Here is a 24,643-nt window from a genome sequence, read left to right as displayed (position 1 = left end):
CAATTATGGAGAATTTGATGTGATCTATCTCACATTCTCTTGTTCCCCATTATTACTGGGTTTGCTAGGGTATTTTAGATCAAATTCTTTATGATTTATGCCTTTTGGTATAGAAAAATTTTCTCTTTTTATTGCTATTTAAAGAATAATTTGAAAAAACATTCTTCGGATATTGGATTAGAATAGAACCAAATCGAGGTCCCTCTGACCCAAAGCTATAACTATTATTTGAAGCGAGCCAATACATGAAACAACACTTATGGCCATTATTTATTGATGTGATCAACCGTGAAGTAGTCCCTGCATTAGGTTGTACTGAGCCTGTCTCTGTCGCGTTAGCGACTGCAATTGCAATTGATAGACTGGGTATTAAACCTGAAGCCAGCTCAGTTAACATAGAAGCAAGCGTTTCTGCCAACCTAATGAAAAACGGTATGGGTGTAGGTATTCCAGGAACAGGTTCTGTCGGTCTTAACATGGCAGCGGCTATCGGCGCGGTTGCGGGTGACCACACTGCAAATCTTGAAGTACTTAAAAATGTTACTGCTGACGATGTGGCTATTGCAAAACAGATGCTAGAAAACAAACAAGTTGCAGTAGGTGTAGCTGATGTTGCTAACATTCTTTACGCTAAAGTGACGGTGTTTTATCAAGATCGCAGTGTAGCGGTGATTATTGCTGATGGTCACACTAATATTGTGGCAATTGAAGAAGATGGCATCACTATCTTTAAAGCTGAACCGCAAGAAAAAAGTGAAGAAGCGGTAAGCACAAACCCATTTGCAGAAGCAACCGCTCAAGATGTTTATGATTTCGCAATGAATGCGGATTTAGATGACATTCGATTTATTGAGCAGGCTAAAGTATTGAACACAGAATTGTCTGAAGAAGGTCTTGCAGGCAATTACGGCTTAGAAATTGGTGCCACATTCCGTAAGAATGAGCAGCGTGGTTTATTGTCAGGCGGGCTTCTGACTGAGGTGTTAGTACGTACTTCTGCAGCATCAGATGCACGTATGGACGGTGCAATGAAACCAGCAATGAGTAACTCAGGTTCTGGTAATCAAGGTATTGCTGCAACCATGCCAGTAGTGGCGAGTGCTGAGTTCTTAAAAGCAACGGAAGAGCAAACTATTCGTGCACTAATGCTTTCTCATTTGATGGCGATTTACGTTAAGAGTTACCAGAATAAGCTGTCAGCTCTTTGCGGTGCGACTACGGCTTCTATGGGGTCTGCTGCGGCAATTACTTATCTGCTTGGTGGTGACTTTGAGAAAGTGAGTGCGTCGATCTGTAGCATGATTGGTGACGTTGCGGGCGTGATCTGTGATGGCGCAAAAACGTCTTGTGCTATGAAAGTGTCTTCTTCTGCGAGTTCAGCGGTTAAAGCGGCATTGATGGCGATTGATGGGATCCGTGTGACCGGAAACGAAGGTATCGTGGCAAATGATGTTGATCATTCAATCATGAACCTCTCTGCTTTGGCAAATGGTTCGATGACTCAAACGGATGTACAGATCCTTGATATCATGATGCAAAAGTAATCGAGTAAACTTTTGTCTTAAGCCAAGCTTTGCTATTCCCCAATAGTTTAAAGCTTGGTTTTTTTATTTATTAGAGCACTCCCTTTCTATTTATTCTCAGCTTTTTCCAGCTAATTTTTTCGGCTTACCCTTTAATACCCACCGACAATTGCATTCTTAGGGTTAATCTCGCGATATATCAGCTTATCGGCTTTATAAGACCATTGTTCACTCTCTGCTCACCTATCTAAATTAACACATAATAAAAGTGCTTCTCAGTTGAAGTACTTTGATTCTCATTGTGCTTTTGTTTAAGAATCTGCTCTTATCGGTCAAACTTAGCATGATTGAAAGAATTGTTTCCATTTCTAGGGGGGAGTAGGGTTTTATTTATTTATTAATATGAGTTGGAATTTCTGTTTTTAATTAAAAATAAATTGTAAAAATACACACTTAATTTTAGTTTTGATCTGTAATTGTCATTTTTTACATTTTCTGGGTTTATGCTGAGCTCTGAATTAACAAAACTGTGAAGCGCATCTCGTATGGATGATATCAAATCTAGCACATAAAAAATGTAGGAAAGTGAAGTCGATCAAGCTTTTCAAGCCTTTTAGTTCTTCGTCAATTGATCTAAATCAGCACAAAAAAAAGACCTTGATTAGATTGTGGTTTTAAAGAATTTTTTCCTATCTTAGCCCTGTTTCGTGATATTTTTAATAAACAATTTCTATAAAAGCTCGAGTATGCTCCTACCTAAATCGAGACGGACGCTGTGAAGTGTCTGCGGATACCAATAACAAAATTAATCTAATGGAACAATATTATGAGTGAAACTGTACAAGCTGTCCCTACCAGCAGCACCAAAGACACCAGACAACCATACGAACGTGCAAATATGACCAAACAAGAATGGCAAAAAGCGATTAAGTTCGATAATGTCGATATTGGTTGGGTGGTGATGAGTATCGGTATGGCGATTGGTGCTGGTATCGTATTTTTGCCAGTTCAAGTTGGTGTAATGGGTCTATGGGTATTTCTCCTTTCTTCGGTTATTGGCTACCCAGCCATGTACCTATTTCAAAAACTTTTTATTAATACCTTAGCTGAATCAAAAAAATGTACTGACTACCCAGGCGTAATTGAAGGTTACTTGGGGAAAAACTGGGGTGTGGTACTGGGCGTGCTTTACTTCTTAATGTTGGTAATCTGGGTTTTGGTTTACTCACTAGCGGTAACCAATGATAGTGCTTCATACCTACACTCATTTGGTGTGACTGAAGGCCACTTAAACGATAATGTATTTTATGGTTTAGCCCTTATTTGTGTGCTGGCGTTTATCGGCTCAAAAGGTGAGAAGTTACTATTTAAATTGTCAGGCTTTATGGCTGTGACAGTACTTTCTCTTGTTGCAGTAATGGGTGTACTTCTTGTCGCTCGTTGGGACATGGCAAACATTCCAGCTATTGGTGACTTTGGTCCAATGCTTAAGAATGCAATCATTACTCTACCATTCACGCTAACCTCTATTCTGTTTATTCAGTCGCTTAGCCCAATGGTGATCTCTTACCGTTCACACGAGAAATCAATTGAAGTAGCGCGTTACAAAGCAGAACGTGCAATGAAAATCGCTTTCGCTATTCTGTTTGTAATCGTGTTCTTCTTCGCAGTGTCATTTACTTTTGCGATTAGCCAAGAGCAAGCAACTGAAGCAATGAACAAGAACATTTCGGCACTAGCAATCATTGCGCATTACTTCCCTGGTAGCTGGGCAACGGTAGCAGGTATTGTTATTAACATCTTTGCGGTAGTGACATCGTTCTTTGGCGTGTTCCTAGCGTTCCAAGAAGCATGTCGTGGCCTAGCAATGAACATCTTGCTACGTACTCGTGATGAATCTCAAATCAACAAAGAGTTGGTAAACAAACTAGTAACTGTGTTTATCATTCTACTCGCATGGTCTGCAATTGCACTGAACGCGCCGATTCTATCGTTTACTTCAATTTGTAGCCCAATCTTTGGTATGGTTGGTTGTTTAATCCCAGCTTACCTTGTGCACAAAGTACCTCAACTACATAAGTACAAAGGTGCTGCGACAAACTTAATTATCGTAACGGGTATCTTACTATGTATCTCTCCGTTACTAGCGTTCATGTAATGACGTTAAAGAATTAACAGTAGTAGAGGCAAAGCGGCTCATATGAGCCGCTTTTTTTGTCTCGTCAATTCCTGAAACCACTGATAGAGTAAGCGATATCAGCGCCAAGTCGCGGATTAATCAGTCGCACTAAGTCTAGGAATTAACGTGAAATTTTTACAATACGAGTCAAGCCAGGTACCGCTTGAGTTACTACTAGAGGCCGACCCTAGCGAGCAGAGTATCAGCTCATATTTACGTGACAGCTGGTGTTTTGTCGCCAAAGAGCAAAACGAGGTATTTGCCGCTTGTGTAATGAAACCAGTCCGTGATGGGGTAGTAGAGATTTTTAATGTGTCCGTCGCTCCCAGTAAGCAGCAGCAAGGCATTGGCACTCAGTTATTGAGGTATGCGATAGCACAGATGGCAGATAAAGGCATCAAAAGGCTCGAGTTAGGGACAGGGACATTTGGCTATCAGTTAACCTATTACCAACGCTTGGGTTTTCGTATTGATTGCGTGCTGAAAAATTATTTCTTGGATAACTACCCAGAAGCGATTTTTGAAAATGGTATTCAACACCAAGATATGTTGCGCCTTTATTTGAATCTTGAGGAGCAGTGATGGCGATTGATTATGCTCACCTAGAACAACAGCTTGTGCAGTTCGTTAAGGATGAAATGGTGCAAGATTCTGCGCATGATTTAGCGCATATTCAACGTGTAGTAAAAACGGCGAAACAGCTTTGCAGCCTTGAAGGGGCCAACTTGGCGATCGTACTGCCAGCGGCTTATTTGCATGACTGCGTTGTAGTGGCGAAACATCATCCAGATCGTGCCAAGAGCTCATTGTTTGCGGCTGATAAAGCGATCGAGTTGCTCCGCAGTATTCACTATCCAGAAGTACTGTTAAACGATATCCACCATGCGATCGTCGCGCACAGTTTTAGTGCTCAAGTTGAGCCTAACACATTAGAAGCCAAGATTGTTCAAGATGCAGATAGGCTGGATGCATTAGGTGCCATTGGTGTGATTCGCTGCATTCAGGTGAGCACGAGTTTAGGTGTGGAGTTGTATCAAGCAGAAAACCCGTTTTGCCATAATCGCCAGCCTGATGATCGACAGTTCACCATTGATCATTTCTACACCAAATTGTTCAAACTGAAAGAGACCATGCGCACAGAGTCTGCTCGAGTTGAGGCGGAAAAGCGCACTGAGTTTATGCAGGGGTTTCTAGAGCAATTGGGTAGGGAGATTTAGAAAAGGCTACCGAGGTAGCCTTTTTATTGTTAGCTCTAAACCACCGCCTAGGAAGGTGGTGATTGTTTTACAAACTGGTGTAACTTAGTGCGGACTTAGTCGTAATAGGTAACTTAAGTTCAGTCAGTAAATCCAAACCTTGCGCAGTGATACCACCGCTATAGTCACTTTCACCGTTTGGCATATCTGCTTTCACTTCGCCTGGGTTCCACTGCAAGAAGAAATCACGCAAGTCATAGCCTGATGCGTATGACGCACAGACCATCAGCGTATCGCTCGCATTTAAGCCTGTAGCTTGCTGAGTACAGTAGTTGGCATCTTCAGCAAATGTTTCACCACGAGCCATACGGTGCATTAACTTAAATAGATTCCAGCCTTGTTTCTCTGTATTAAACACTTTAGGCAGTGCGTCAGCGGTGTACCATTTATCGATATCGAAGTGGTCGTCAGCCCACAGTTTTAACTGACCAAACATTACCAAACGGATACCAGCATCAGCCTCACTCCAAGCATGTTTTCCGTGCATTGACATCCAAGTGTCCATTTTCTGAATATCAAGCTTGATACGTGTCATTTCTGGCAGATCTTCGCGTAATTCCTGCATGTAAAGTGCAAGAATATTGTTGGTCACTTCCGTTGAGCCTGCAACACTAAATGGTGCTGCTGCTAGGTTATGTCCAACTTCATGCCACAGCAGCCAATCATTTACTGGATTGGTTGGAATGGTTGTTGCGTTTACGTTGAATGATGAGCTCTGCACTGGGTAACCTGAGTGAGCGGCACCAATAGAGATCTGGCGATCATTGACGAAGTGATGACGGTGTTCAGGTAGTACGCTAGGGCTAGTGAATCGGCGGTGTTCACCAATCAGTTCGTCTTGATCGCGGCCATAAAAATCACTCGCTGCATTCGCAAAGCGGTTAATGTCTAACACGAAACGTTTAACGTTTTCTGCATTTTGTGCATTTTTAACCGGAGTGGTGTAGATAAAATGGCCAGTATCAATATCTGCTAGCGGAACGTCGACATTATAGCCATGCAACCACTCGTCGTTTTTCCAGTACGATCCTTTTACTACATTATCAAACTGGTATGTAACGTTCGCCTGCTCTTGGCTAGCGGCAGGAGAAATGTAGATTAAACCACCATAAGGAACTTTAAACGTTAGCGACGAACCATTGTAATCGAAACTTTTTTCTACACGAGGTGGACGGTTAAGCGCAAGTTCGTGATTGTTACGTCCTGTAAGGTCATCAACTAGAGCGACTGTAATAGTGCCTGCAGTACCGCCAGTGACAGTAACGTTTTCCAGTTGTGGAGCCCAAAGGCCTGTCGCTTGGCGGTTGTTGGCGGCAAACGTCACAGGGTTACGATATGTCTGAATCGTAGCATTAGCCGATGAGCCTGTTAGCTTAGGACGACCAGGATATACGGTAGTATCGACAACAATATCGTGATCCCAGTAAGAACGACCCAGCATGATACGTGTCAATGGCTTCTCCATGTAATTGAGCGGGTAGCTTGGGTTTAGCTCGCCGTTCACATGGATTAGATGGTTATCCACTAAAGACTGTCCGAGTTCATCAGGACATGCGACATTAGCACCTTCTTGATGAGCATTGCTGGTATAGCAGTTTAGGAATTGAACTAACGTTTGGAAACCTAGCTCATCATGCGCAACAGTATTGTCGTATCTGTAGTTTTCATTATTCCACAACCAAATCGATAGGTTGTCGTATACGGCATTTAGCTCTGAACTCGGTAAGCGTTCACCTTGCTGTGACTTGGTGCGGTAGTACAACTCATGGTTGTAAAGCGCCGTGATGTTGTCGCCAAGGTTAGCGGCTTTAACCATCGCAGCCACTACTTCTTGGTTCATAGGATAACGAGTGAAGTCTGGACGCTGGTAGTTACCGCGAGTTTGAATGCCATGACCCTCACGGTATTCAATACAGTTAACTTCGTATTGATACGGGTCTTTACATACAGGCGCTTGAGGGAACTCTTTTTTTATCTTTGCAATAGCCGCAAGTTTTTCTTCTTCACTGTTTACGGCAAAAAACGCGTATTCCCCTTTCGCTTCGTTGTTTGCATCTTTAAAGCGAGGGATTTCCAATGTTGGCATATCGACAGGGCCAGGCCATACTACGGTCCCTTTGCCTTCAGCGTTCTCCTCAATTGTGATTTTTGAGGTATCTGCATAGCGTTCGTATACGACCAGTCCGCCAGTTAATTGTGCGTGAACGTTAGGCGCGATATCGCCATGACAGTAGTAACTAGAACCACAATAAGCTTGGCGAGTGAAAACGGTATTACTCTCACCAACCGCCATACCGGCAGAATCAAATAGTCGAGCGATTGGCTCTGGGTTGCGAGGACCAATGGCTTCCATCACCAAAACATTACCGCCATTGCTAACGTAGCGAATCAAGTCGCTAATGTCTTCTGGCGTTAGAATCGGTTTATCAATATTCGCCATGGTCGCTTTGGTATCATAGCCGCTGGTTAACTGCTCATAACCTTGTAAAAGCAAAATTGGTGTCGTTTCAGGGATCAAATCACCAAATTGGCCGCTTGAGTAATATTCGTAATTGCTGAAACCAAAACTCGGGCTAACGAAAAATGGATAAGTTTTATCTGCTTTCCATGTTTCAAACGCATAACCAAGCTCAATATTCGAAGCAATGGTTTTATTTTTGTAGTCGGTGTCGAACCAATTGAACATATTGGCGAAGAAAGTCGCCATCGAATCATCATCATTGCGGCTATCAGCGGTTTGCTCTTCTAATGTACCTTTGTAGTTACAGGTCTGTTCTTCGCCGTTAATGCTTAGCTCTGCACCTGCCCAGTAGTTGTCCGGACAAGAGATGACACTTGGGTACATAGAGTTACCCATATAGACGATTTTACCTGAACCAATTTCGCCACTTGCAACGAAAGGTAGGTTAAAAGTCACATTGTCCTTTGCCAGCTGCATCGGGCGTTCAAGCTCGATAGTTGAGGTGCTATCAAGAACGGTGGCATCAACAAAGTAAGCTTTTTGATCTTTACCTGAACCACGAGTCCAAGCCGCTTCCTCGCCAAACCCTAGCCAGTGACTGTTGTCATTGCGAGCCATCATTATTGGAAAAGCACGGTTAGATAGGTTGAGCGCGCGCTGTCCACGGGCCGTACCACTTGCGCCATACCAAGAATAGGTGTCATGGAATACGTGGAATTGGTCAACCTGATTGTATAGAGCGGTAAGGGTATCAGTTACATACCCGCCAGATTGCATCGAAACTGTTTTTGACTGATCAAACATGCGGCTAAACTGGTAGCTTGAAGCTTTGTTGAGCTCTGCATCAATGAGTGCCGCTAAACCTGAGTCAAATTGTGCAGCGAATTCATCTGGCGTTTTGAAGTCGGTTGGGTTGCCTTTATCATCAAGTAGATCCGCACCATTTGGTAGCGTTAGGTTAATTATTTCATTGATAACGTTAGGATATAAGGCAAATACTTCATGAACTTTAGGTCCAAAAGTTATCGTTTCTGGTGACGAGTCCGTATCATATCGTTCAGCAAGTTGTTGAATGTTTTGTTGAACAACTGTATTACCCGTTACATCGGTTAGCTTGTAGTTGACTTGGTTACCTTTCACTTTACCAAAGGTAAAAGTATCGATACCAAAAGTGATCTCTTCACCCCATACAAACTCAAATTGACCGTTTTCGTCTGTCGTACCACGTTTGCTACGTGTATAGAATTGAACACCAGCGATCGGTTTTTTTCCGCTGATATCGGTTAGTGTGGCGAGTGTTGGTAAAGAACTTTCAGAACTTGGCTTGTAAGCGAGGTTTTCTTCAACATTGGCTGAAACGAATGCACCTTCTTGGCCAAACTTATCGTCATTTGTGCCGGTTGATACTTCAGGAATGACAGTATCGTCAACATGAGACGACGGTGCTTTGCCCGCATTTTCTTCTGGTTGCGGTGTTAGAAATTCTTTAACTGCGTTCTCGTCGCCCAGATTTTTATAAATATCAGCAATATCGATGCTGTTGATCTCTTCTAGGCAGATGCGATTTTCACTTGGACAGGTGCTGACTTTACGCAGAACCGCATGAGCATTACGTACATGCTTTCCGTCAATAGTCATCGTCTTTGAGTCTGAGCCTCTTTCATAAACAAATGGTGGAAAGCTCGCTAATTCAACATTGCCAAAATAACAGCTAATGTCATCGCCATAAGCTAATGTAATTTGAGCCTCTTCGCCCAGCACTTCGCCGTTACAAGCAACGTCACCAGATATAATTTGTCCACCTACGCTTAATTTAGAGCTGAAATGGGTAGGAATGACTACTTCAGGAACTCCGGGAACTTCAGGCTCAGTGGGGATGTCAGGCTCAGTGGGGATTTCCGGTTCGGAAGGAAATTGAGATGTTATATGTAGGCTGTCGTCATTGCATCCCGCCATAAGTGCAACTGACATTACACTTACAATAAATTTGATCTTCATTCAGAAACTGCTTTGCTTTAACTTATTAAATTTATTGGAATTTTATAGCTGTAGCACGCACTTAACTAATTGATATTAATTGTTGTAACTATTAATTTGATTAATCGAATTAGGTGTTTTTTGTCAGGGTAATCCTACATATTTTGAGATGTTTTGTTGGTTATTTGAACGCAGGTTCAAGGTTGGACTCGATAGAATTGAAAGTTACAAAAAAGTCCCCGCAGGGACTTAGTCTTGACTCAAGTTTTCCATAATAGAATGGTAGAGATTATCGTAGTTTGCCTTCTCTAGTTCGTCGGCATCCATCAGTTGACGGAGTACTGAGTCGCATTGCGTAACGACACGTTTGAGCGTGTTGATGTCAGCATCTCGTGGCAGGCGCTTGGCCAGTAGTTTGACGATACTCATACTTACCGTTTGTAAAAACGGACAACGGTTGTTTATTTCAACGTATATTTTAAGCAACTCAGTGAGGGTCATCTTGTTAGCTTGAATATACTTGTGCTTACTCTCCAGCCACTGCAGTTTTTCAGTGTTGGCCTGCTGTAATTGTTTGAGCATGGTCATCTGACTGGCGTAGATGTGTTCGTTTTGCTGCCGCTTAATGCTTTCACTGCATTTTGGTATGAGCTTGTTAAATTCAGTATCAAAGCTCATTTGATTAAGTAGCCACGCAAACTGGTTAAATGGATAGAAATGCGCTAAGTCAAACTGTCGGTGTACCTGATTGAGTTTGCTAATAGCCAAACGATACTGCTGCTCTTCAAGGGCGATGTGCGCCAAAATAAGGTCGAGTTCTGCTTGAAGTTTATTCGCCTCTTTCAAACCAGAAATATGATTGTATAAACTCTTCGCTTCATTGAGACGTGCAACTTTTTCTTCGGCTGCGCAATTATGGCATGAGTAGAGAATGACACGGATCAGGTTTAGCTTTGCGAAAACGGTATTTCGGTAAGTCTCTTTGTTGATCTCCATGTAAATGCGATAGCGCTCAAGGGCATTTTGGTAATCGCCAACAGCGATACATAGATTACATATTACTAATTCACGATCTGAATTGCCGCGCACCATCTTACTCGCAAGCTCGAAGTGGCGAATAGCGGTTGGGATTTCATTATTGATCAGACTAAGGTTAGCCGCCGCAGTGCGTAACACCGTACTATTCGGCTTCGATGCTAACATTTTGTTGATCATGTTTTGTGCTGTTTTCTTTTCACCGAGGTGCATCAGCGAATTTGCTAAACCAATGGTAGCCCAATCATGGTTTTTACGGGCAAGAATACTCTCATACAGTTTTTTGGATTCGTCGTGCAAATCGAGGCGATTTAAGAATTCACCTTTAAAGCGAGCAATTGTGAAATGATACTCTGGATAGAAGGGGAGTATCTCATCACACAACGCTAGCCCTTCCTCAAACTGGTGCTTTGACTGCATTTTGTAGAGTTTATACAGCGTGTGTTTACGGTTTATTGCCGACGTCACACGCTCTTTCAACGACATCACATTAAAGGGTTTCAGCAGATAGTCGTCAGGTTTAAGTTCTACGATTGAATGTACGACGGTGGCAGAGCTCTCGCCAGTGATAAGAACAAAGACAGATTTGTCATGCAGTAATCCATGGTGTTTCATTTCTTCGAACACCTGTTTACCATTCATGCCGCGACCTAAGTTGTAATCACATAAAATAAGATCGTACGGCTCTTGTCTAGCCAGTTGGATGCTCGCTCGCGCGGTTGAACAATAGCTGATCAAGCGGTCATTAAAACCGATTTTGATCAGCATACTTTTTAGGGTCACGACAACGATCGAAGCATCATCGACGATCAATACTCTTAAACTAGAAAACGAATTCATTTACTTACTAAATTGCGCCAACTCTACGACAGACTGTATTTCCAATTTCTTGAAAATACGATTTTTATAAGTGCTCACCGTTTTTTCGCTGATCTCAAGTGTGGTAGCGACTTTTTTGTTGTTATAACCCGACAAGAGTAGATTCGCTACATTGATTTCTTGGGTTGATAGCAACTGATAAATCTTTTGAATGCTCGCTTTATCTCTATCCAGAAGGGTTGCGGCAATCGTTTTGATATATCGAGGGTTTTTACTGGCGACAAAGCAATAGTAGTTATTGTTGATAATTTCTTTTACTGCGTTGTTACCCTCAAGTAAGCACACTGATCCAACAAAGTTGGTTGAGTTTAATAGCGCAAACAATTCACTGAGTGGAATTTCGATAAAGTCCATATCGATCACGAGCAGGGTAATTGATTGAATCCTGTCGTGATGAACGAGGCTATCAATTGATTTCCATGTGTCGATTTTTGCGAATAGCCCATCTTTAGCCATCGTCTTGCTGATGGCATTAGAAGACGCTGAGTTCGGGCTCAAGACAATGGCGTTGTGCTGGCTGTTGGCTATATTTTGCGTTTGGGTTTGTGCTGTTTGGCCCACATACTCCCATAAAGCGGCGATTGGAAGTGGTTTACACGCGTGGTAGCCTTGATAGTAGTCGACACCAAGAGTAATTAAATATTGCAGGGTTTCTTCATCTTCAATGCCTTCGACGACACAATTTAGGCCGAGCGCATTTGCTAGCTGAATACACATGGCTGCGAGCTGTTGGTTGCGGTAATCAGTCGTAACATTTTTGATGAAACTACGGTCAATTTTTAGTTCTGTAAATGGCAGTAGACTTAATTGGCTTAGCGAAGCGTGCCCAGTCCCAAAATCATCAATAGATAAACAGATGCCATGCATACGCAATCGCGCGAGGTTGGCGAGAGAGTTTCGACTGTACGAATAGGCCTCGTGTTCGGTTAATTCGAGGATTAAACGCGACGGTTTAAAGTTGTAGTTATGACATAGTGCGATTAATTCATCACACATATCTTGTTCAAAGTTGGACTGGCTCAAGTTTATCGACAAGTTAATATCGCAATTGAGCAATGAAATTGCCGAGATGGCTTTTTCTGCAACCAGCCAGAACAAACGGTCAGACATATCAAGCTGGTGGATTGTGTCGAGGAAGCTGACCGGCGTCAGAACACCATACCTAGGGTGGATACAGCGAATAAGTGCTTCAACACCCACAATTTGTTTCGTCTTTGCGTCGAACTGAGGTTGATAATAGTTAGCAAACCAGCTTTGCTCAAAAGCGCTAAACACTTCTTCTTCAGTGAGTTTAATATGCTGCGCGTCTTCTGTAGATGGTTCAATACCATCGTTATATTGGGCAAAAATAGTTTTAAGTGATTCGATTGTGTGAGGTTTGTGTATGGTCGCAACAAACTTAAAACCAGCGGCAATACACATATTGCTGGTTAGTTCTATGACATCTTCTTTTACTGCGCTGTGAATTGCAATGCCAAGATTGGTTGAGATTGCTGACAAGTTGGATAGAACCTGTATACCATCCATATCAGGAAGGTTAATATCGCATATTACAAATTCGATCTGCTCGTCTTGACAGACTTCCAATGCAGTTTTGGCATCGCGTGCGATAGCGATTTGATTATAACCTAAGGCAATGAGAGACAATTTAAGCTTTGTAGCTTGAATAATGTCGTCTTCAATAATTAATATTCTCATGCTTATTGCCTTTTATTAAGCCATAAAGTGATGGTGTTTTGAATTGCAATCAACTCAGCAATTACATCAAGTTTTATTGCGTCTCGTACTGTCGTATCAGACGTGTTTTCATACTGAATTGTTAGTGTTTTCAGTGTTTCCATTTCCAATAATGCCGCAGAACCTTTAATGCGATGAATCAAGGCATTGGTATCTTTATTTTGTTCGCTTAGTAACAACACTTCTTGTGCAAAAGAGTCTAGTACGACAGTGGCCATCTCAGATTGTTCGGCTTCACTGTGTTCGTATAGCCAATTAATGTGTTCTTCAACTAGTTTGGCGCTATCGTTGCGCGTGATGTATTGCAGGAGAACTTGTCGCAGATCTTCTAGCGCATAAGGTTTATACAATACATCATTCATTCCGCTTCTCTTAGCTTTTTCAGCGACAACACGAGAATCTTCTGCAGTGCATCCAATAATAGGCAATAAACGAAGCAATGATTGCTGATTCCTGATTTCTTGAGTTAATTCAAAACCATCCATATCAGGCATATGACAATCAGTGATCACAATAGCTATTTGGTTATTCGGTCGTTGCAGGCAGTCATAAGCTGCTCGGCCATTATCGACAATAGTAAACTCGACCCCAAGCAAGGTGAGTTGCTTGCGTATAAGCATCTGATTGATGACATCATCATCGGCAACCAGCACTTTGCCAGTAGTGTTTGCAATCGCCAATGTGACTGAGCCATTTTCGCTGTGCTCAGTTGCTATAGCCTGTTGGTAGAGCTTATCAGGATAAATGTTACTCTCCGATGTTGGGTGTTTTGAATCCTGTATATAGGATTCACCACGCCACAAAGATAACCATTGCAATGCAATTGGATGTTTGATGTCATCGCAGAGACTAATATCATGTTCCACGTGATGGCTAACCAAGGGAATGGTAACAATAACGGTCGTTCCAATGGCAAGTTCACTGTATATCTCAATGTCACCATCCATAAGCTTGACCAAATTTTTGGTGATGCTCATACCCAGGCCCGTGCCACCATAACGTCGAGAAACCCCTTTATTTGCCTGCACAAAAGGTTTAAAAACACTGCTTAGCTGAGTTGGTGTCATACCACAGCCGCTATCTTTAACTGATAGAGTAAGTTGTTGTTCATCGGTTGAAATGTTCACTTCGATTCGACCTTTTTCGGTGAACTTCAGTGCATTAGACAGCAAGTTTCCGATTATCTGATTGATACGCAGTGAATCGAAGTTAGCTTCTACTATCGAGCTAGGCTGCCAATAAAAGATGAAATCCAAGCCTTTTAACTGTGCGGATGTTTCATAACTACGCAGAGTAGGGCACAACTCTTCATAGATATTGTGGCGACGAATATCTATCTGCAATTGACTTGCTTCAATTTTAGAAAAATCAAGTATTTCATTAACTTGACTCTTTAAACGATGAGCCGATTGAATGGTACTTTTGAGTAATTCAATATCTTGAGGTTCACGTAAGTTAAGTTGTAGCAATTCCATTAGGCCTAACATGGCCGCAATAGGCGTTCTTAGTTCATGGCTCACTACCGCTAAAAACTCGCTTTGTGCTTCAACTGCCTTCATCGCTCGCAAGTTAGACTGCTGCAACAATTCCTCTTTCTTTTTGTCTTCACTTACATCATCGATCACTGTCATATAGTGGGTAGAACCATGCTGCGGATGAGTGATGGTTTGATGACGAATTTGAAAATAGCGATTGGACAACGAGCACTCACAATCTGGAAATTGAAAGATGGAAGCACTGTGTTGATTCATCGCAGCTGCGGCGAAATAGCATTCGTTGTTATCATTTTGTTTTTGTGGGCAGTGGCAATTTTCTAGCTCTCGATTATATTCTTGGTTGGTAAAAACTACTTTGCCGTTGTTGTTGGTGATCAAAATCATACTAGGCATATTGTCTAGTAGCGTAGAAAGCCAACTTATTTCATTTTGCGATAGCTTGTTGATATTTTTACTGCGCTTTAAATGTCCTGCCAGAATGTAAAAGAGCAAGACAGTGCCACCAAATAATAGAGTGGACAGTGCAACAATTCCCATTAGATATGAGTTAACGGTTGCTTTGTCATAACCATAGTGAATGACCACTTTATTATGATGATCTTTTAGTATCTCGATTTCAGTAGGCGTGATGATCGATACCATTCGAGATAGCATATTGTGCAGTAATTCAGAATCTTTGCGCACAACCATAGTTAAAGGTGTGCTGAAATCCATATAGCGCGGCTTTTCTACCAAGCGGAAAAATTGCTCTCTAGCATGATTTAGATAGTTATCTATGATTGTCTTATCGACCAGCGCGTGAGTGACCTCACCATTGTTGAGTGCTTGCAGAAGCTCTTTTGTATTGGTGAAAACAGTAACTGGTTCATAAATACGAATATTGTCGATAAAATTGCACAGTACGCTGGTCGGGTCCAGAATCGCGAGTCGACGCGTTGAATAGTCTTCTCGGGTTTCTAATAAACCGTACTCAGTTGATGTATAGGGTGTCGTTGCGAGCAATAAACTCTTGTCTACATGATGCATATAGTGGCCAGGTAACAGATCAACAATGCCTTCAGCAAGCATCTGCTCAACATTACGACCGTTGGCCGGTACGTATTCAAAGTTGAATAGTGTTTTCTTTTCTAATAGTTGAAGCAGATCGTGGACATAACCTTTTACTTGCCCGGTGTTCGGTTCCAAATATGATAATGGGTATGCTTTGGACGCGATGGTATAGCGAATGGTCTTGCTCTGCTGCTGGTTTTGCAAGAGCTTCCATTGAGCTTGCTCATTGAGTAGATGAATATTCGATAATTTTGCCGCTTTGAACGCGAGGTTATTCTCGTCTATAACTTGATTTATTGATGCTTTGAGCTCCGGACGGTCCTTGGCTAACATGACACCAATATCTACTTTGCCAATATTCCTATCTAAGATGACCTTACCATTGGAGAGAATGGGGTCATTAATATACTGCTCAACTTCCATGACAGTAGTCAGGGTCGCATCAGCCTCACCTTGCTTTACCAATTGAGCAAGTAAGCTGATATTGTGCGACGAGGTGATTTTTTTAGCGCCTAAGTGTTTTGCTACATCGCAATCAAGTCCGCCTTCCACACAAACCCATTCCCATTCTGAAAACGGCAAATCAGATAGCGCTTTGTCACGCAGCCAAATAATTTTTTTCAATGAGATAAGAGAGCGGCTAAACGCGAAGTGTTTTTTTCTCGATTTGGTTTTTACAAAGCCGAAAGCGGCATCGATCTGATGTGCATCGAGAGCTTGATAGATATCATCAAACGAGTCGTATCCTCGATAAACGAGTTTAGTGCCCATGCTTTCAGCTAGGCCACTCATCAAAGAGTGATAGAGCCCAGAAGGATTATTGACGCCCCCCCAATACGGAGCCCACTTTTCAGAGGGCATACCAACAACCAATTCTTGAGGTTGTGTTGCGGACGCAAAACTATTAGCTGAAATAAAAATTGTATTAAAGAAAACAAGTAGGGTTAATACAAATATAGGCACTGGCGAGCTGTTTCTGGTAGGAAATGAGGCGGCGATTTTATCAGCATTATTGGCAGTGTCAAAAAAAAATATAAACCTATATAAAACCCATTAATTTCAATAATTTATGTTGTAGGAAATTTCTTACTTAAGTGTTGTTGTAGTGAGGTTTTGGATTAGGGAAAATATTTTGAGCTGGTAATATTTTGCTCGATTTTTAAGACAGATGTTGAAACCATTCTGAAATGAAGTCAATAAACACACGTATGCGCTTAGGTTGATAACGGTCTTTATGGAAAATAGCAGAAAAAGGCACGCTATTTATACGCCATAGTGGCATGACGGGAATGAGTTCTCCACGATTGATTTCGGCCTCGCAGTACACTTTGGGCACACGAATAAGGCCATTGCCAAGCTGACACGCTTTGATCAGTGCGCGGCCATTTTTACAAGTTAGCTTTCCTTTTACATGAATATCGTAGTGTTTGCTCGGCTCGAGCGCGCTAACAAAACTCCACTTAGTGACTGAGCCAGTAAGCGAGCGATGATCGGCGAGTTCGCGTGGATGGGTGGGTTCTCCGTATTTTTTTACGTATTCGGGACTGGCAAGCGTCACCATTTCGATGGTCATAAGGCGTCTGGCGATAAATCCCGCATCTTCGAGATCTCCCATACGAAACGCAACATCAAATTGATCTTCAATTAAATCGATCCTCGGACTAGAGAAATCGAGATCGACGGTGATTTGAGGGTAAATCTGCATGAATTCAGCGATTGCTTGCGCCACCAATTCTTCACCTAAATATCCTCCGACGCAATTGACTCGAATTAAGCCTTGTACTTTCTTTGTATCATCGACGGCAGCGACCAAAGCTTGGTCAATCAGTTGTAAAGCGGATTCGCATTGATGAAAGAAATGTTGTCCAGCTTGCGTCAGACGTAAAGTGCGGGTGGTACGTGTAAGTAGAGTTACGCCCATCTGTTTTTCAAGCGCACTAATTTGGCGAGAAACATGCGAACGCGACACTTCCAGCGCTTCTGCGGCTTTGGTGAAGTTACCAAGTTTGGCGATCAAAACGAAGGAGCGAATATCTGCTAGATTTACATTGTTTAGCATTGCTAAGTCTCAGAAATTTTTATGAAGTATGGCAGATTGTTGCTGCTGTGCAACAGTGTTTGAACTTAAATGCTATATATCAACTATCAATCGCTCAGTAACATCTACCTATCGCCGCAGTATCGCTTCGGCTAAGCAAATAATGATTGGAGAGAACCATGAAAAAATTAGTTGTTATCACAGGTGCAAGTTCAGGTATTGGTGAGGCGATTGCACGTCGTCTAAATGCAGCCGGTCATCCTTTATTGTTGATTGCTCGCCGTGTAGAACGTCTACAAGCGCTTAATCTAGAGAACACGCTATGTGAAAAAGTAGACGTACTAGATAAGGCATCTTTTGAAGCGGCGATTGCAAAAGCTGAACAGCAATACGGTCCTACTGACTGTATCGTTAATAATGCTGGCGTGATGCTACTCAGTGAACTTGATGTCCAAGATCCTTCCGAATGGAAGCGTATGTTCGATGTCAATGTGATTGGTTTAATGAACGGTATGCAAGCTGTTCTTGCGCCAATGAAGGAGCGTCGTAGCGGTACTATCATCAACATCAGTTCCGTTGCGGGTCGTAAGACGTTCCCTAACCATGCTGCCTACTGCGGAACTAAATTTGCAGTACATGCCATCTCTGAAAATGTACGTGAAGAAGTGGCTAATTTTGATGTGCGTGTGACGACGATTGCCCCTGGTGCAGTTGAAACTGAATTGTTGTCTCACACTTCATCTGATGCAATTAAATCTGGTTACAATGACTGGAAAGAGGACATGGGCGGAGTATTAGCCTCTGATGATATCGCTCGAGCAGTTGAATATGCTTATAACCAACCACAAGGTGTGTGTGTGAGAGAAATCGTCATTGCGCCTACTCGTCAACAACCTTAATGATACGTTGTTTATAAGTCACAACCCCCTCTTTGTAGGGGGTTGTTTGTTTTTTAAGCATGTTAAATATTCGAAGTTTCGGGATGAGGTCTGGTGAGGGTTTTAGGGTACTTATCTATCGTGTGATGCGTTTCGCAATTGCAAAATCTATTCTTGTTGATTCTGTTATGTCTGTACTTTGTTGTAAGGGTAATGTTAATTAATTATTCCTATATGTGGTATAACGTGCTAGCAAAAGTTAACTTTTTAGATTAATTGGCAGTTAAAGCTATCCGTTTAACTAATCGCCATTAATTATGTTATCTATTTAATCATTGTTGGATTTATTTGCTGTTTATTAATCAAAAGGGAAGAATTATTCTTTTTTTTAATACATTTTAATGGCAAATCACTTCGATGATTGATAATGTGTGCGCAACATCTGTATATTTTTAGAGTAATCTGCTGACAATGTGAGCGAGGTCACTTTAAATCACTGCCGTTCAGTAATCATACAGAGTAGTCATGGATGCAAATAAAAAACTTGGAGTTTTACGCATGTATAAGAATAAAATCACTCAAGCCCTTCTTCTAGGTGCTGGTCTGGCAATGGCCTCTACTGCAACTCTAGCCGCTGAAGTTCCAGCTGGCGTTAAACTAGCCGATAAACAAGAACTCGTTCGCGGTAATGGTACTGAAGTTGCGACAATCGACCCGCACAAATCTCAAGGTGTACCTGAATCACATGTTATTCGTGATCTTCTAGAAGGTCTGGTGAGCCAAGACGCTGATGGTAATACTATTCCTGGTGTTGCTGAGCGTTGGGAAACTTCTGACAACAAAACTTTTACTTTCTACCTACGTGAAGATGCGAAATGGTCTAATGGCGATCCTGTTGTCGCGGAAGATTTCGTTTACAGCTTCCAACGTGCAGTTGATCCGAATACCGCGTCTCCTTACTCTTGGTATATGGAATACACCAAGATGAAGAACGCTAAAGCGATCATCGCTGGTGAAGCAGACAAGTCTACATTGGGTGTGAAAGCACTAGATGACCGCACCTTAGTGGTAGAACTAGATTCTGCAGTGCCTTACTTCGTAATGATGATGGGACACACTACAACTAAACCAGTGCACAAGGCGACAGTTGAAAAGTATGGTGATCAATGGACAAAACCAGAAAACTTCGTTGGTAACGGTGCGTTTGTTGTAGATAAGTGGGTTGTAAACGAGCGTCTTGTTCTTAAGCGTAACGGTCAATACTGGAATGATGATAAGACTGTTCTAAATAAAGTGACATTCTTGCCGATCGAAAACCAAGTATCGGAAATGAACCGCTTCCTAGCGGGTGAGATTGATTTTACTAACGAACTACCGTTAGAGCACTACAAGCGTCTAACCAAAGAGCATCCAGAATCAGTATCAGTAGTAGGCAACCTATGTACTTACTACTACCTATTTAATACTAAGAAAGCGCCGTTTGATGATGTTCGTGTGCGTCAAGCAATCTCATACACGATTGACCGCAACATCGTTGCGAACGCGATCATGGGCCAAGGTCAAAAACCAGCTTACTTCTTGACGCCTGAAATTACGGCGGGATTTGAGCCAGAAATGCCGATGTACGGCAAAATGTCGCAAAAAGAACGTAATGCGGAAGCTCAACGTTTGCTTGAAGAAGCTGGCTACGGCAAAGATAACCCACTTAACTTCTCTCTACTATACAACACATCAGAAAACCACAAGAAAGTAGCGGTTGCGCTAGGTTCTATGTGGAAGAAATCTCTAGGTGTGAACGTAACGCTTGAGAACCAAGAGTGGAAAACATACCTATCAACGAAAGACTCAGGTGACTTCCAAGTGGCTCGTGCGGGTTGGTGTGGCGATTACAATGAAGCGTCTTCTTTCCTAACACTAATGAAGAGTGGTAACACGACAGGTGGTATCCACTACGACAGCAAAGCGTACGATGATCTAATGGAAAAAGCGATCACTTCTAAGTCTGAAGCAGAGCGTACTGCGCTGTATGCAGAAGCTGAGAAATTGATGGCGAAAGATATGCCAATCGCGCCTATTTACCAATACGTGAAATCACGTCTGCTTTCTCCAAAAGTTGGTGGCTTCCCAGCTAACAACCCAGAAGAGAAAATCTACTCTAAAGATCTATACATTATCGAGTAATGACTCGAAACAAATAGAACTATAACAATAATGACGCTGCGCGTGAGAAATCACGCGTAGGGTCTTCTTATATTTAATTGTCACAGACTGAAAGAGTGAGTTTATGCTTAAATTCATCGCTAAAAGGATATTTGAGGCGATCCCAACGATGTTGGTTTTGATCACCGTATCTTTCTTTCTCATGCGTTTCGCTCCGGGTAATCCGTTTTCGAGCGAGCGTCCTTTACCACCTGAAGTAATGGCGAATATCGAAGCCAAATACGGCTTAGATAAGCCAGTGTCAGAGCAATACTTCACATACTTAACCAATGTTATCCAAGGTGACTTTGGACCGTCATTCAAATACTTAGATTACTCGGTAAATGAGTTAATCTCAGTGGCGCTGCCGGTTTCTGCTAAAGTGGGTGCAATCGCATTTATCTTTACTGTTATCTTAGGGGTAACCGTCGGGACTATAGCGGCATTAAGGCAAAATACCTGGATTGATTACGCCGTTATGTCGACCGCAATGCTCGGGGTAGTGTTGCCTTCATTCGTGCTGGCTCCGGCACTCATCTATATTTTCTCGCTTAACTTAAAGTGGCTGCCCGCGGGTGGTTGGCTTGATGGTTCATGGCAGTATCTGATTTTGCCCGTTATCGCGATGTCGCTACTCTACGTGGCTACGTTTGCTCGTATCACGCGAGGCTCAATGATCGAAACGTTGAACAGTAACTTCATTCGTACTGCTCGAGCTAAGGGATTAAGTTACCGTTACATCGTTATTAAACATGCACTAAAGCCTGCTTTGCTTCCTGTTGTGTCATACATGGGCCCAGCCTTTGTTGGCATCATCACCGGTTCGGTTGTGGTCGAGACCATTTTCGGTCTGCCTGGTATTGGTAAGCTGTTTGTTAACGCTGCCTTTAACCGCGACTACTCGCTAGTAATGGGTGTAACCATTTTGATTGGTTTCCTATTCATCTTGTTCAACGCTGTCGTTGATATCTTACTAGCTATGATCGATCCGAAGATTCGCTACTAACAGGGACGTATGGTTATGTTAACGAAAAAAGAAAACCTTGAAGCGATCGAGAAATTCTCAGAGAACCTAGAAATCGAAGGTCGTAGTTTGTGGCAAGATGCACGCATCCGTTTTATGCGCAATAAAGCGGCGATGGTGAGCTTGTTTATTCTAACGCTTATGACATTGGCTGTGATTTTTCTGCCAATGGTGGCGCCGTATGCTTTTGATGATACTGATTGGTACGCAATGCACGTAGGCCCAAATGCTGAACACTGGTTTGGTACCGATTCGCTTGGTCGCGACTTGTACGTACGTACTCTCATTGGTGGTCGTATTTCATTGATGGTTGGCGTAATGGGCGCGTTAGTAGCGGTATTGATTGGTACGCTTTACGGTGCGGCTTCTGGCTTTATCGGCGGTAAAGTTGACCGCATTATGATGCGTATTCTAGAGATATTATACGCTGTACCGTTTATGTTCTTAGTTATCGTGCTAGTGACGTTCTTCGGTCGTAATATCGTACTGATTTTCGTCGCAATCGGTGCGATTGCATGGCTAGATATGGCGCGTATTGTACGTGGTCAAACACTCAGCTTACGCAGCAAAGAGTTTATCGAAGCGGCACACGTTTCTGGTGTAAGTAATTGGAAGATCATCACTCGTCATATCGTGCCAAACGTATTGGGTATTGTTGCGGTTTACTCAACGCTGCTTATTCCAAGTATGATTTTGACTGAATCTTTCCTTTCATTCCTTGGTCTTGGTGTTCAAGAGCCTATGACAAGTTGGGGCGCGCTTTTACAAGAAGGTGCACAGACAATGGAAGTAGCAATCTGGCAGTTGGCTTTCCCTGCTCTGTTTATGGTTGTGACGCTATTCTGCTTCAACTATGTAGGTGACGGCTTGCGCGATGCGCTTGATCCAAAAGACAGATAATTAAAATAAAGATTAAGGAAGCAATGATGAGCTTATTAGATGTCAAAGATCTGCGCGTCGAATTCACCACTCAAGATGGGATCGTAACCGCAGTAAACGATTTGAATTTCTCTCTAAACCAAGGCGAAACTTTAGGTATCGTTGGTGAGTCAGGTTCAGGTAAATCACAAACGGTTTTCTCTATCATGGGTCTGCTGGCTAAAAACGGTAAGATCTCTGGTAGCGCTAAGTTTGAAGGTAAAGAGATCCTCAATCTGCCGGAAAAAGAACTCAACAAAGTTCGTGCTGAACAGATTGCGATGATCTTCCAAGACCCAATGACTTCGTTAAACCCATACATGAAAGTTAGTGATCAGCTAATGGAAGTGTTAATGCTGCACAAAGGCATGGGTAAAGCAGAAGCATTTGAAGAGTCAGTGCGCATGCTGGAAGCGGTAAAAATTCCAGAAGCGCGTAAGCGTATCACTATGTACCCGCATGAGTTTTCAGGCGGTATGCGTCAGCGTGTAATGATCGCGATGGCGCTGTTATGTCGCCCGAAACTGCTGATTGCAGATGAACCAACCACCGCACTAGATGTTACCGTTCAGGCGCAAATTATGGATTTGTTGAATGAGCTAAAACGCGAATTCAACACGGCTATCATCATGATCACTCACGATTTGGGTGTGGTTGCGGGCTCATGTGACAAAGTACTTGTGATGTATGCTGGACGTACCATGGAGTACGGCACAGTAGACGAAATTTTCTACAAACCAAGCCACCCTTACGCGGAAGGTTTATTAAAAGCGATTCCTCGTTTGGATACCGAAGGTGAAATTCTACCTACCATTCCAGGCAACCCACCAAACCTATTGCGTTTGCCACCTGGTTGCCCATACCAAGAGCGCTGTCATCGTGCCTTGGATCGTTGTAAGCGTGAAGCGCCAACTCTGTTGCCATTTGGTGATGGTCGCCAACGTGCTTGTTTTTCTGAATGGGAGGCTTGGAGCAAATGAGTATCGATAAAAAATTACTGCTAGATGTAAAAGAGCTGAAAGTTCACTTTAGCATTGCCGCTAAGTCTGCTTGGCCTTGGAGCAAACCATCAAACCTTAAAGCGGTAGATGGTGTGAACGTGCGCCTATTTGAAGGCGAGACTCTAGGTGTGGTTGGCGAGTCGGGTTGTGGCAAGTCAACGTTTGCACGCGCGATTATTGGTCTGGTTGAAGCAACGGATGGTGAAGTTGTTTGGTTAGGTCAAGACCTAACCAAAATGAAGGACGTTCAACGCCGTGAAACTCGTAAAGAGATTCAAATGATCTTCCAAGACCCGTTGGCATCATTGAACCCACGTATGACGGTAGGCGATATCATTGCTGAACCTTTGGAGACTTTTTACCCAGAGCTTTCTAAGCAAGAAGTGAAAGATCGTGTTAAAGAGATGATGACCAAGGTGGGCCTACTACCGAACGTGATTAACCGCTACCCACACGAATTCTCTGGTGGCCAGTGTCAGCGTATTGGTATTGCGCGCGCGTTGATCTTAAAACCTAAGATGATCATTTGTGATGAACCGGTATCTGCTCTTGATGTATCGATTCAAGCTCAAGTGGTTAACTTACTTAAAGAACTGCAAAAAGAGCTAGGTCTATCTTTGGTCTTTATTGCTCACGATTTGTCAGTGGTTAAGCATATTTCGGATCGTGTATTGGTGATGTACTTGGGCAATGCAGTTGAGCTAGGTGAATCGGAAGCGTTATTTGCGGATCCTAAACATCCATATACGCGTGCGTTGATGTCTGCGGTGCCAATTCCTGACCCGGCGATTGAGCGTAAGAAGACGATTCAGATGTTGGAGGGCGATTTGCCATCACCAATTAATCCACCTTCTGGTTGTGTATTCCGCACTCGTTGCCCTGAAGCGACGCAATCTTGCGCACAAACTAAACCGACTATCCAAGGCTCTGATGTTCATGCAGTATCTTGCTTAAACGTCAGCATTTAATCTTATTCAGCCTGTGACAGGCCA

General features: G+C 42.7%; 15 protein-coding genes. 10 read left to right on the top strand and 5 right to left on the bottom strand.

Features of this window, described 5'->3' with window-relative positions; genetic code table 11:
* Positions 1 to 245: 245 nt before the first annotated feature.
* From IRQ95_RS06510 to IRQ95_RS06495, 4 genes are all read left to right on the top strand, one after another.
* The gene (locus IRQ95_RS06510; protein ID WP_194436186.1) at positions 246 to 1,544 is read left to right on the top strand and encodes an L-cysteine desulfidase family protein; all 1,299 of its coding nucleotides are present in this window, start codon (positions 246 to 248) and stop codon (positions 1,542 to 1,544) included.
* 877 nt (positions 1,545 to 2,421) lie between these two features.
* On the top strand, positions 2,422 to 3,681 hold the full coding sequence (locus IRQ95_RS06505) for an SLC5/6 family protein (RefSeq protein ID WP_228481322.1): 1,260 nt from the start codon (positions 2,422 to 2,424) through the stop codon (positions 3,679 to 3,681).
* A 147-nt stretch (positions 3,682 to 3,828) separates the two neighbouring features.
* Entirely contained in the window at positions 3,829 to 4,284 is a 456-nt protein-coding gene (locus tag IRQ95_RS06500; protein ID WP_194436184.1) for a GNAT family N-acetyltransferase, read from the top strand.
* Entirely contained in the window at positions 4,284 to 4,919 is a 636-nt protein-coding gene (locus IRQ95_RS06495) for an HD domain-containing protein (protein WP_194436183.1), read from the top strand. Before IRQ95_RS06500 ends, IRQ95_RS06495 begins: the two co-directional genes overlap by 1 nt.
* Positions 4,920 to 4,986: 67 nt before the next feature.
* Here the strand turns inward: IRQ95_RS06495 and IRQ95_RS06490 are convergent, their stop codons facing one another.
* From IRQ95_RS06490 to IRQ95_RS06470, 5 genes are all read right to left on the bottom strand, one after another.
* Positions 4,987 to 9,417, bottom strand: coding sequence for an SslE/AcfD family lipoprotein zinc metalloprotease (locus tag IRQ95_RS06490; RefSeq protein ID WP_194436182.1), 4,431 nt, complete (start codon positions 9,415 to 9,417; stop codon positions 4,987 to 4,989).
* A gap of 228 nt (positions 9,418 to 9,645) precedes the next feature.
* A complete protein-coding gene (locus IRQ95_RS06485; RefSeq protein WP_194436181.1) occupies positions 9,646 to 11,271 on the bottom strand; it encodes a response regulator in 1,626 nt (541 codons plus the stop codon).
* Positions 11,272 to 13,008: an EAL domain-containing protein gene (locus IRQ95_RS06480; protein ID WP_194436180.1), complete on the bottom strand. Its 1,737-nt coding sequence runs from the start codon at positions 13,006 to 13,008 to the stop codon at positions 11,272 to 11,274.
* Between the two features lie 2 nt (positions 13,009 to 13,010).
* A complete protein-coding gene (locus tag IRQ95_RS06475) occupies positions 13,011 to 16,454 on the bottom strand; it encodes an ATP-binding protein (protein ID WP_194436179.1) in 3,444 nt (1,147 codons plus the stop codon).
* Between the two features lie 298 nt (positions 16,455 to 16,752).
* Positions 16,753 to 17,652, bottom strand: a complete 900-nt coding sequence (locus tag IRQ95_RS06470; RefSeq protein WP_194436178.1) for a LysR family transcriptional regulator — start codon at positions 17,650 to 17,652, stop codon at positions 16,753 to 16,755.
* 158 nt (positions 17,653 to 17,810) lie between these two features.
* Between IRQ95_RS06470 and IRQ95_RS06465 the strand changes: the two genes are divergently transcribed.
* The 6 genes from IRQ95_RS06465 (at position 17,811) to oppF (ending at position 24,619) form a co-directional block, all read left to right on the top strand.
* Positions 17,811 to 18,530: an SDR family oxidoreductase gene (locus tag IRQ95_RS06465; RefSeq protein ID WP_194436177.1), complete on the top strand. Its 720-nt coding sequence runs from the start codon at positions 17,811 to 17,813 to the stop codon at positions 18,528 to 18,530.
* 537 nt (positions 18,531 to 19,067) lie between these two features.
* Positions 19,068 to 20,690, top strand: a complete 1,623-nt coding sequence (locus IRQ95_RS06460; protein WP_194436176.1) for an ABC transporter substrate-binding protein — start codon at positions 19,068 to 19,070, stop codon at positions 20,688 to 20,690.
* Positions 20,691 to 20,793: 103 nt separating this feature from the next.
* Positions 20,794 to 21,714: an oligopeptide ABC transporter permease OppB gene (oppB, locus tag IRQ95_RS06455; protein ID WP_194436175.1), complete on the top strand. Its 921-nt coding sequence runs from the start codon at positions 20,794 to 20,796 to the stop codon at positions 21,712 to 21,714.
* A 15-nt stretch (positions 21,715 to 21,729) separates the two neighbouring features.
* Positions 21,730 to 22,632 (top strand): oligopeptide ABC transporter permease OppC, encoded by a 903-nt coding sequence (gene oppC / locus IRQ95_RS06450; RefSeq protein ID WP_194436174.1) that lies wholly within the window; start codon positions 21,730 to 21,732, stop codon positions 22,630 to 22,632.
* Positions 22,633 to 22,658: 26 nt separating this feature from the next.
* On the top strand, positions 22,659 to 23,630 hold the full coding sequence (locus IRQ95_RS06445) for an ABC transporter ATP-binding protein (RefSeq protein WP_267254496.1): 972 nt from the start codon (positions 22,659 to 22,661) through the stop codon (positions 23,628 to 23,630).
* Entirely contained in the window at positions 23,627 to 24,619 is a 993-nt protein-coding gene (oppF, locus tag IRQ95_RS06440; protein ID WP_284438299.1) for a murein tripeptide/oligopeptide ABC transporter ATP binding protein OppF, read from the top strand. Before IRQ95_RS06445 ends, oppF begins: the two co-directional genes overlap by 4 nt.
* Positions 24,620 to 24,643: the final 24 nt, after the last annotated feature.

The organism is Vibrio fluminensis (assembly GCF_015278125.1).
Lineage (GTDB): Bacteria > Pseudomonadota > Gammaproteobacteria > Enterobacterales > Vibrionaceae > Vibrio > Vibrio fluminensis.
Note: the sequence above shows the minus strand (reverse complement) of the source record. Positions and strands in the feature narration are given on the sequence as shown.

Coding starts and splice junctions, on each gene's coding strand:
- IRQ95_RS06490 (WP_194436182.1), bottom strand. CDS start 9,417: ATGAAGATCAAATTTATTGTAAGTGTAATGTCAGTTGCACTTATGGCG.
- oppF (WP_284438299.1), top strand. CDS start 23,627: ATGAGTATCGATAAAAAATTACTGCTAGATGTAAAAGAGCTGAAAGTT.
- IRQ95_RS06475 (WP_194436179.1), bottom strand. CDS start 16,454: ATGCCCTCTGAAAAGTGGGCTCCGTATTGGGGGGGCGTCAATAATCCT.
- IRQ95_RS06480 (WP_194436180.1), bottom strand. CDS start 13,008: ATGAGAATATTAATTATTGAAGACGACATTATTCAAGCTACAAAGCTT.
- IRQ95_RS06460 (WP_194436176.1), top strand. CDS start 19,068: ATGTATAAGAATAAAATCACTCAAGCCCTTCTTCTAGGTGCTGGTCTG.
- IRQ95_RS06505 (WP_228481322.1), top strand. CDS start 2,422: ATGACCAAACAAGAATGGCAAAAAGCGATTAAGTTCGATAATGTCGAT.
- IRQ95_RS06470 (WP_194436178.1), bottom strand. CDS start 17,652: ATGCTAAACAATGTAAATCTAGCAGATATTCGCTCCTTCGTTTTGATC.
- IRQ95_RS06510 (WP_194436186.1), top strand. CDS start 246: ATGAAACAACACTTATGGCCATTATTTATTGATGTGATCAACCGTGAA.
- IRQ95_RS06465 (WP_194436177.1), top strand. CDS start 17,811: ATGAAAAAATTAGTTGTTATCACAGGTGCAAGTTCAGGTATTGGTGAG.
- oppB (WP_194436175.1), top strand. CDS start 20,794: ATGCTTAAATTCATCGCTAAAAGGATATTTGAGGCGATCCCAACGATG.
- IRQ95_RS06445 (WP_267254496.1), top strand. CDS start 22,659: ATGAGCTTATTAGATGTCAAAGATCTGCGCGTCGAATTCACCACTCAA.
- oppC (WP_194436174.1), top strand. CDS start 21,730: ATGTTAACGAAAAAAGAAAACCTTGAAGCGATCGAGAAATTCTCAGAG.
- IRQ95_RS06485 (WP_194436181.1), bottom strand. CDS start 11,271: ATGAATTCGTTTTCTAGTTTAAGAGTATTGATCGTCGATGATGCTTCG.
- IRQ95_RS06495 (WP_194436183.1), top strand. CDS start 4,284: ATGGCGATTGATTATGCTCACCTAGAACAACAGCTTGTGCAGTTCGTT.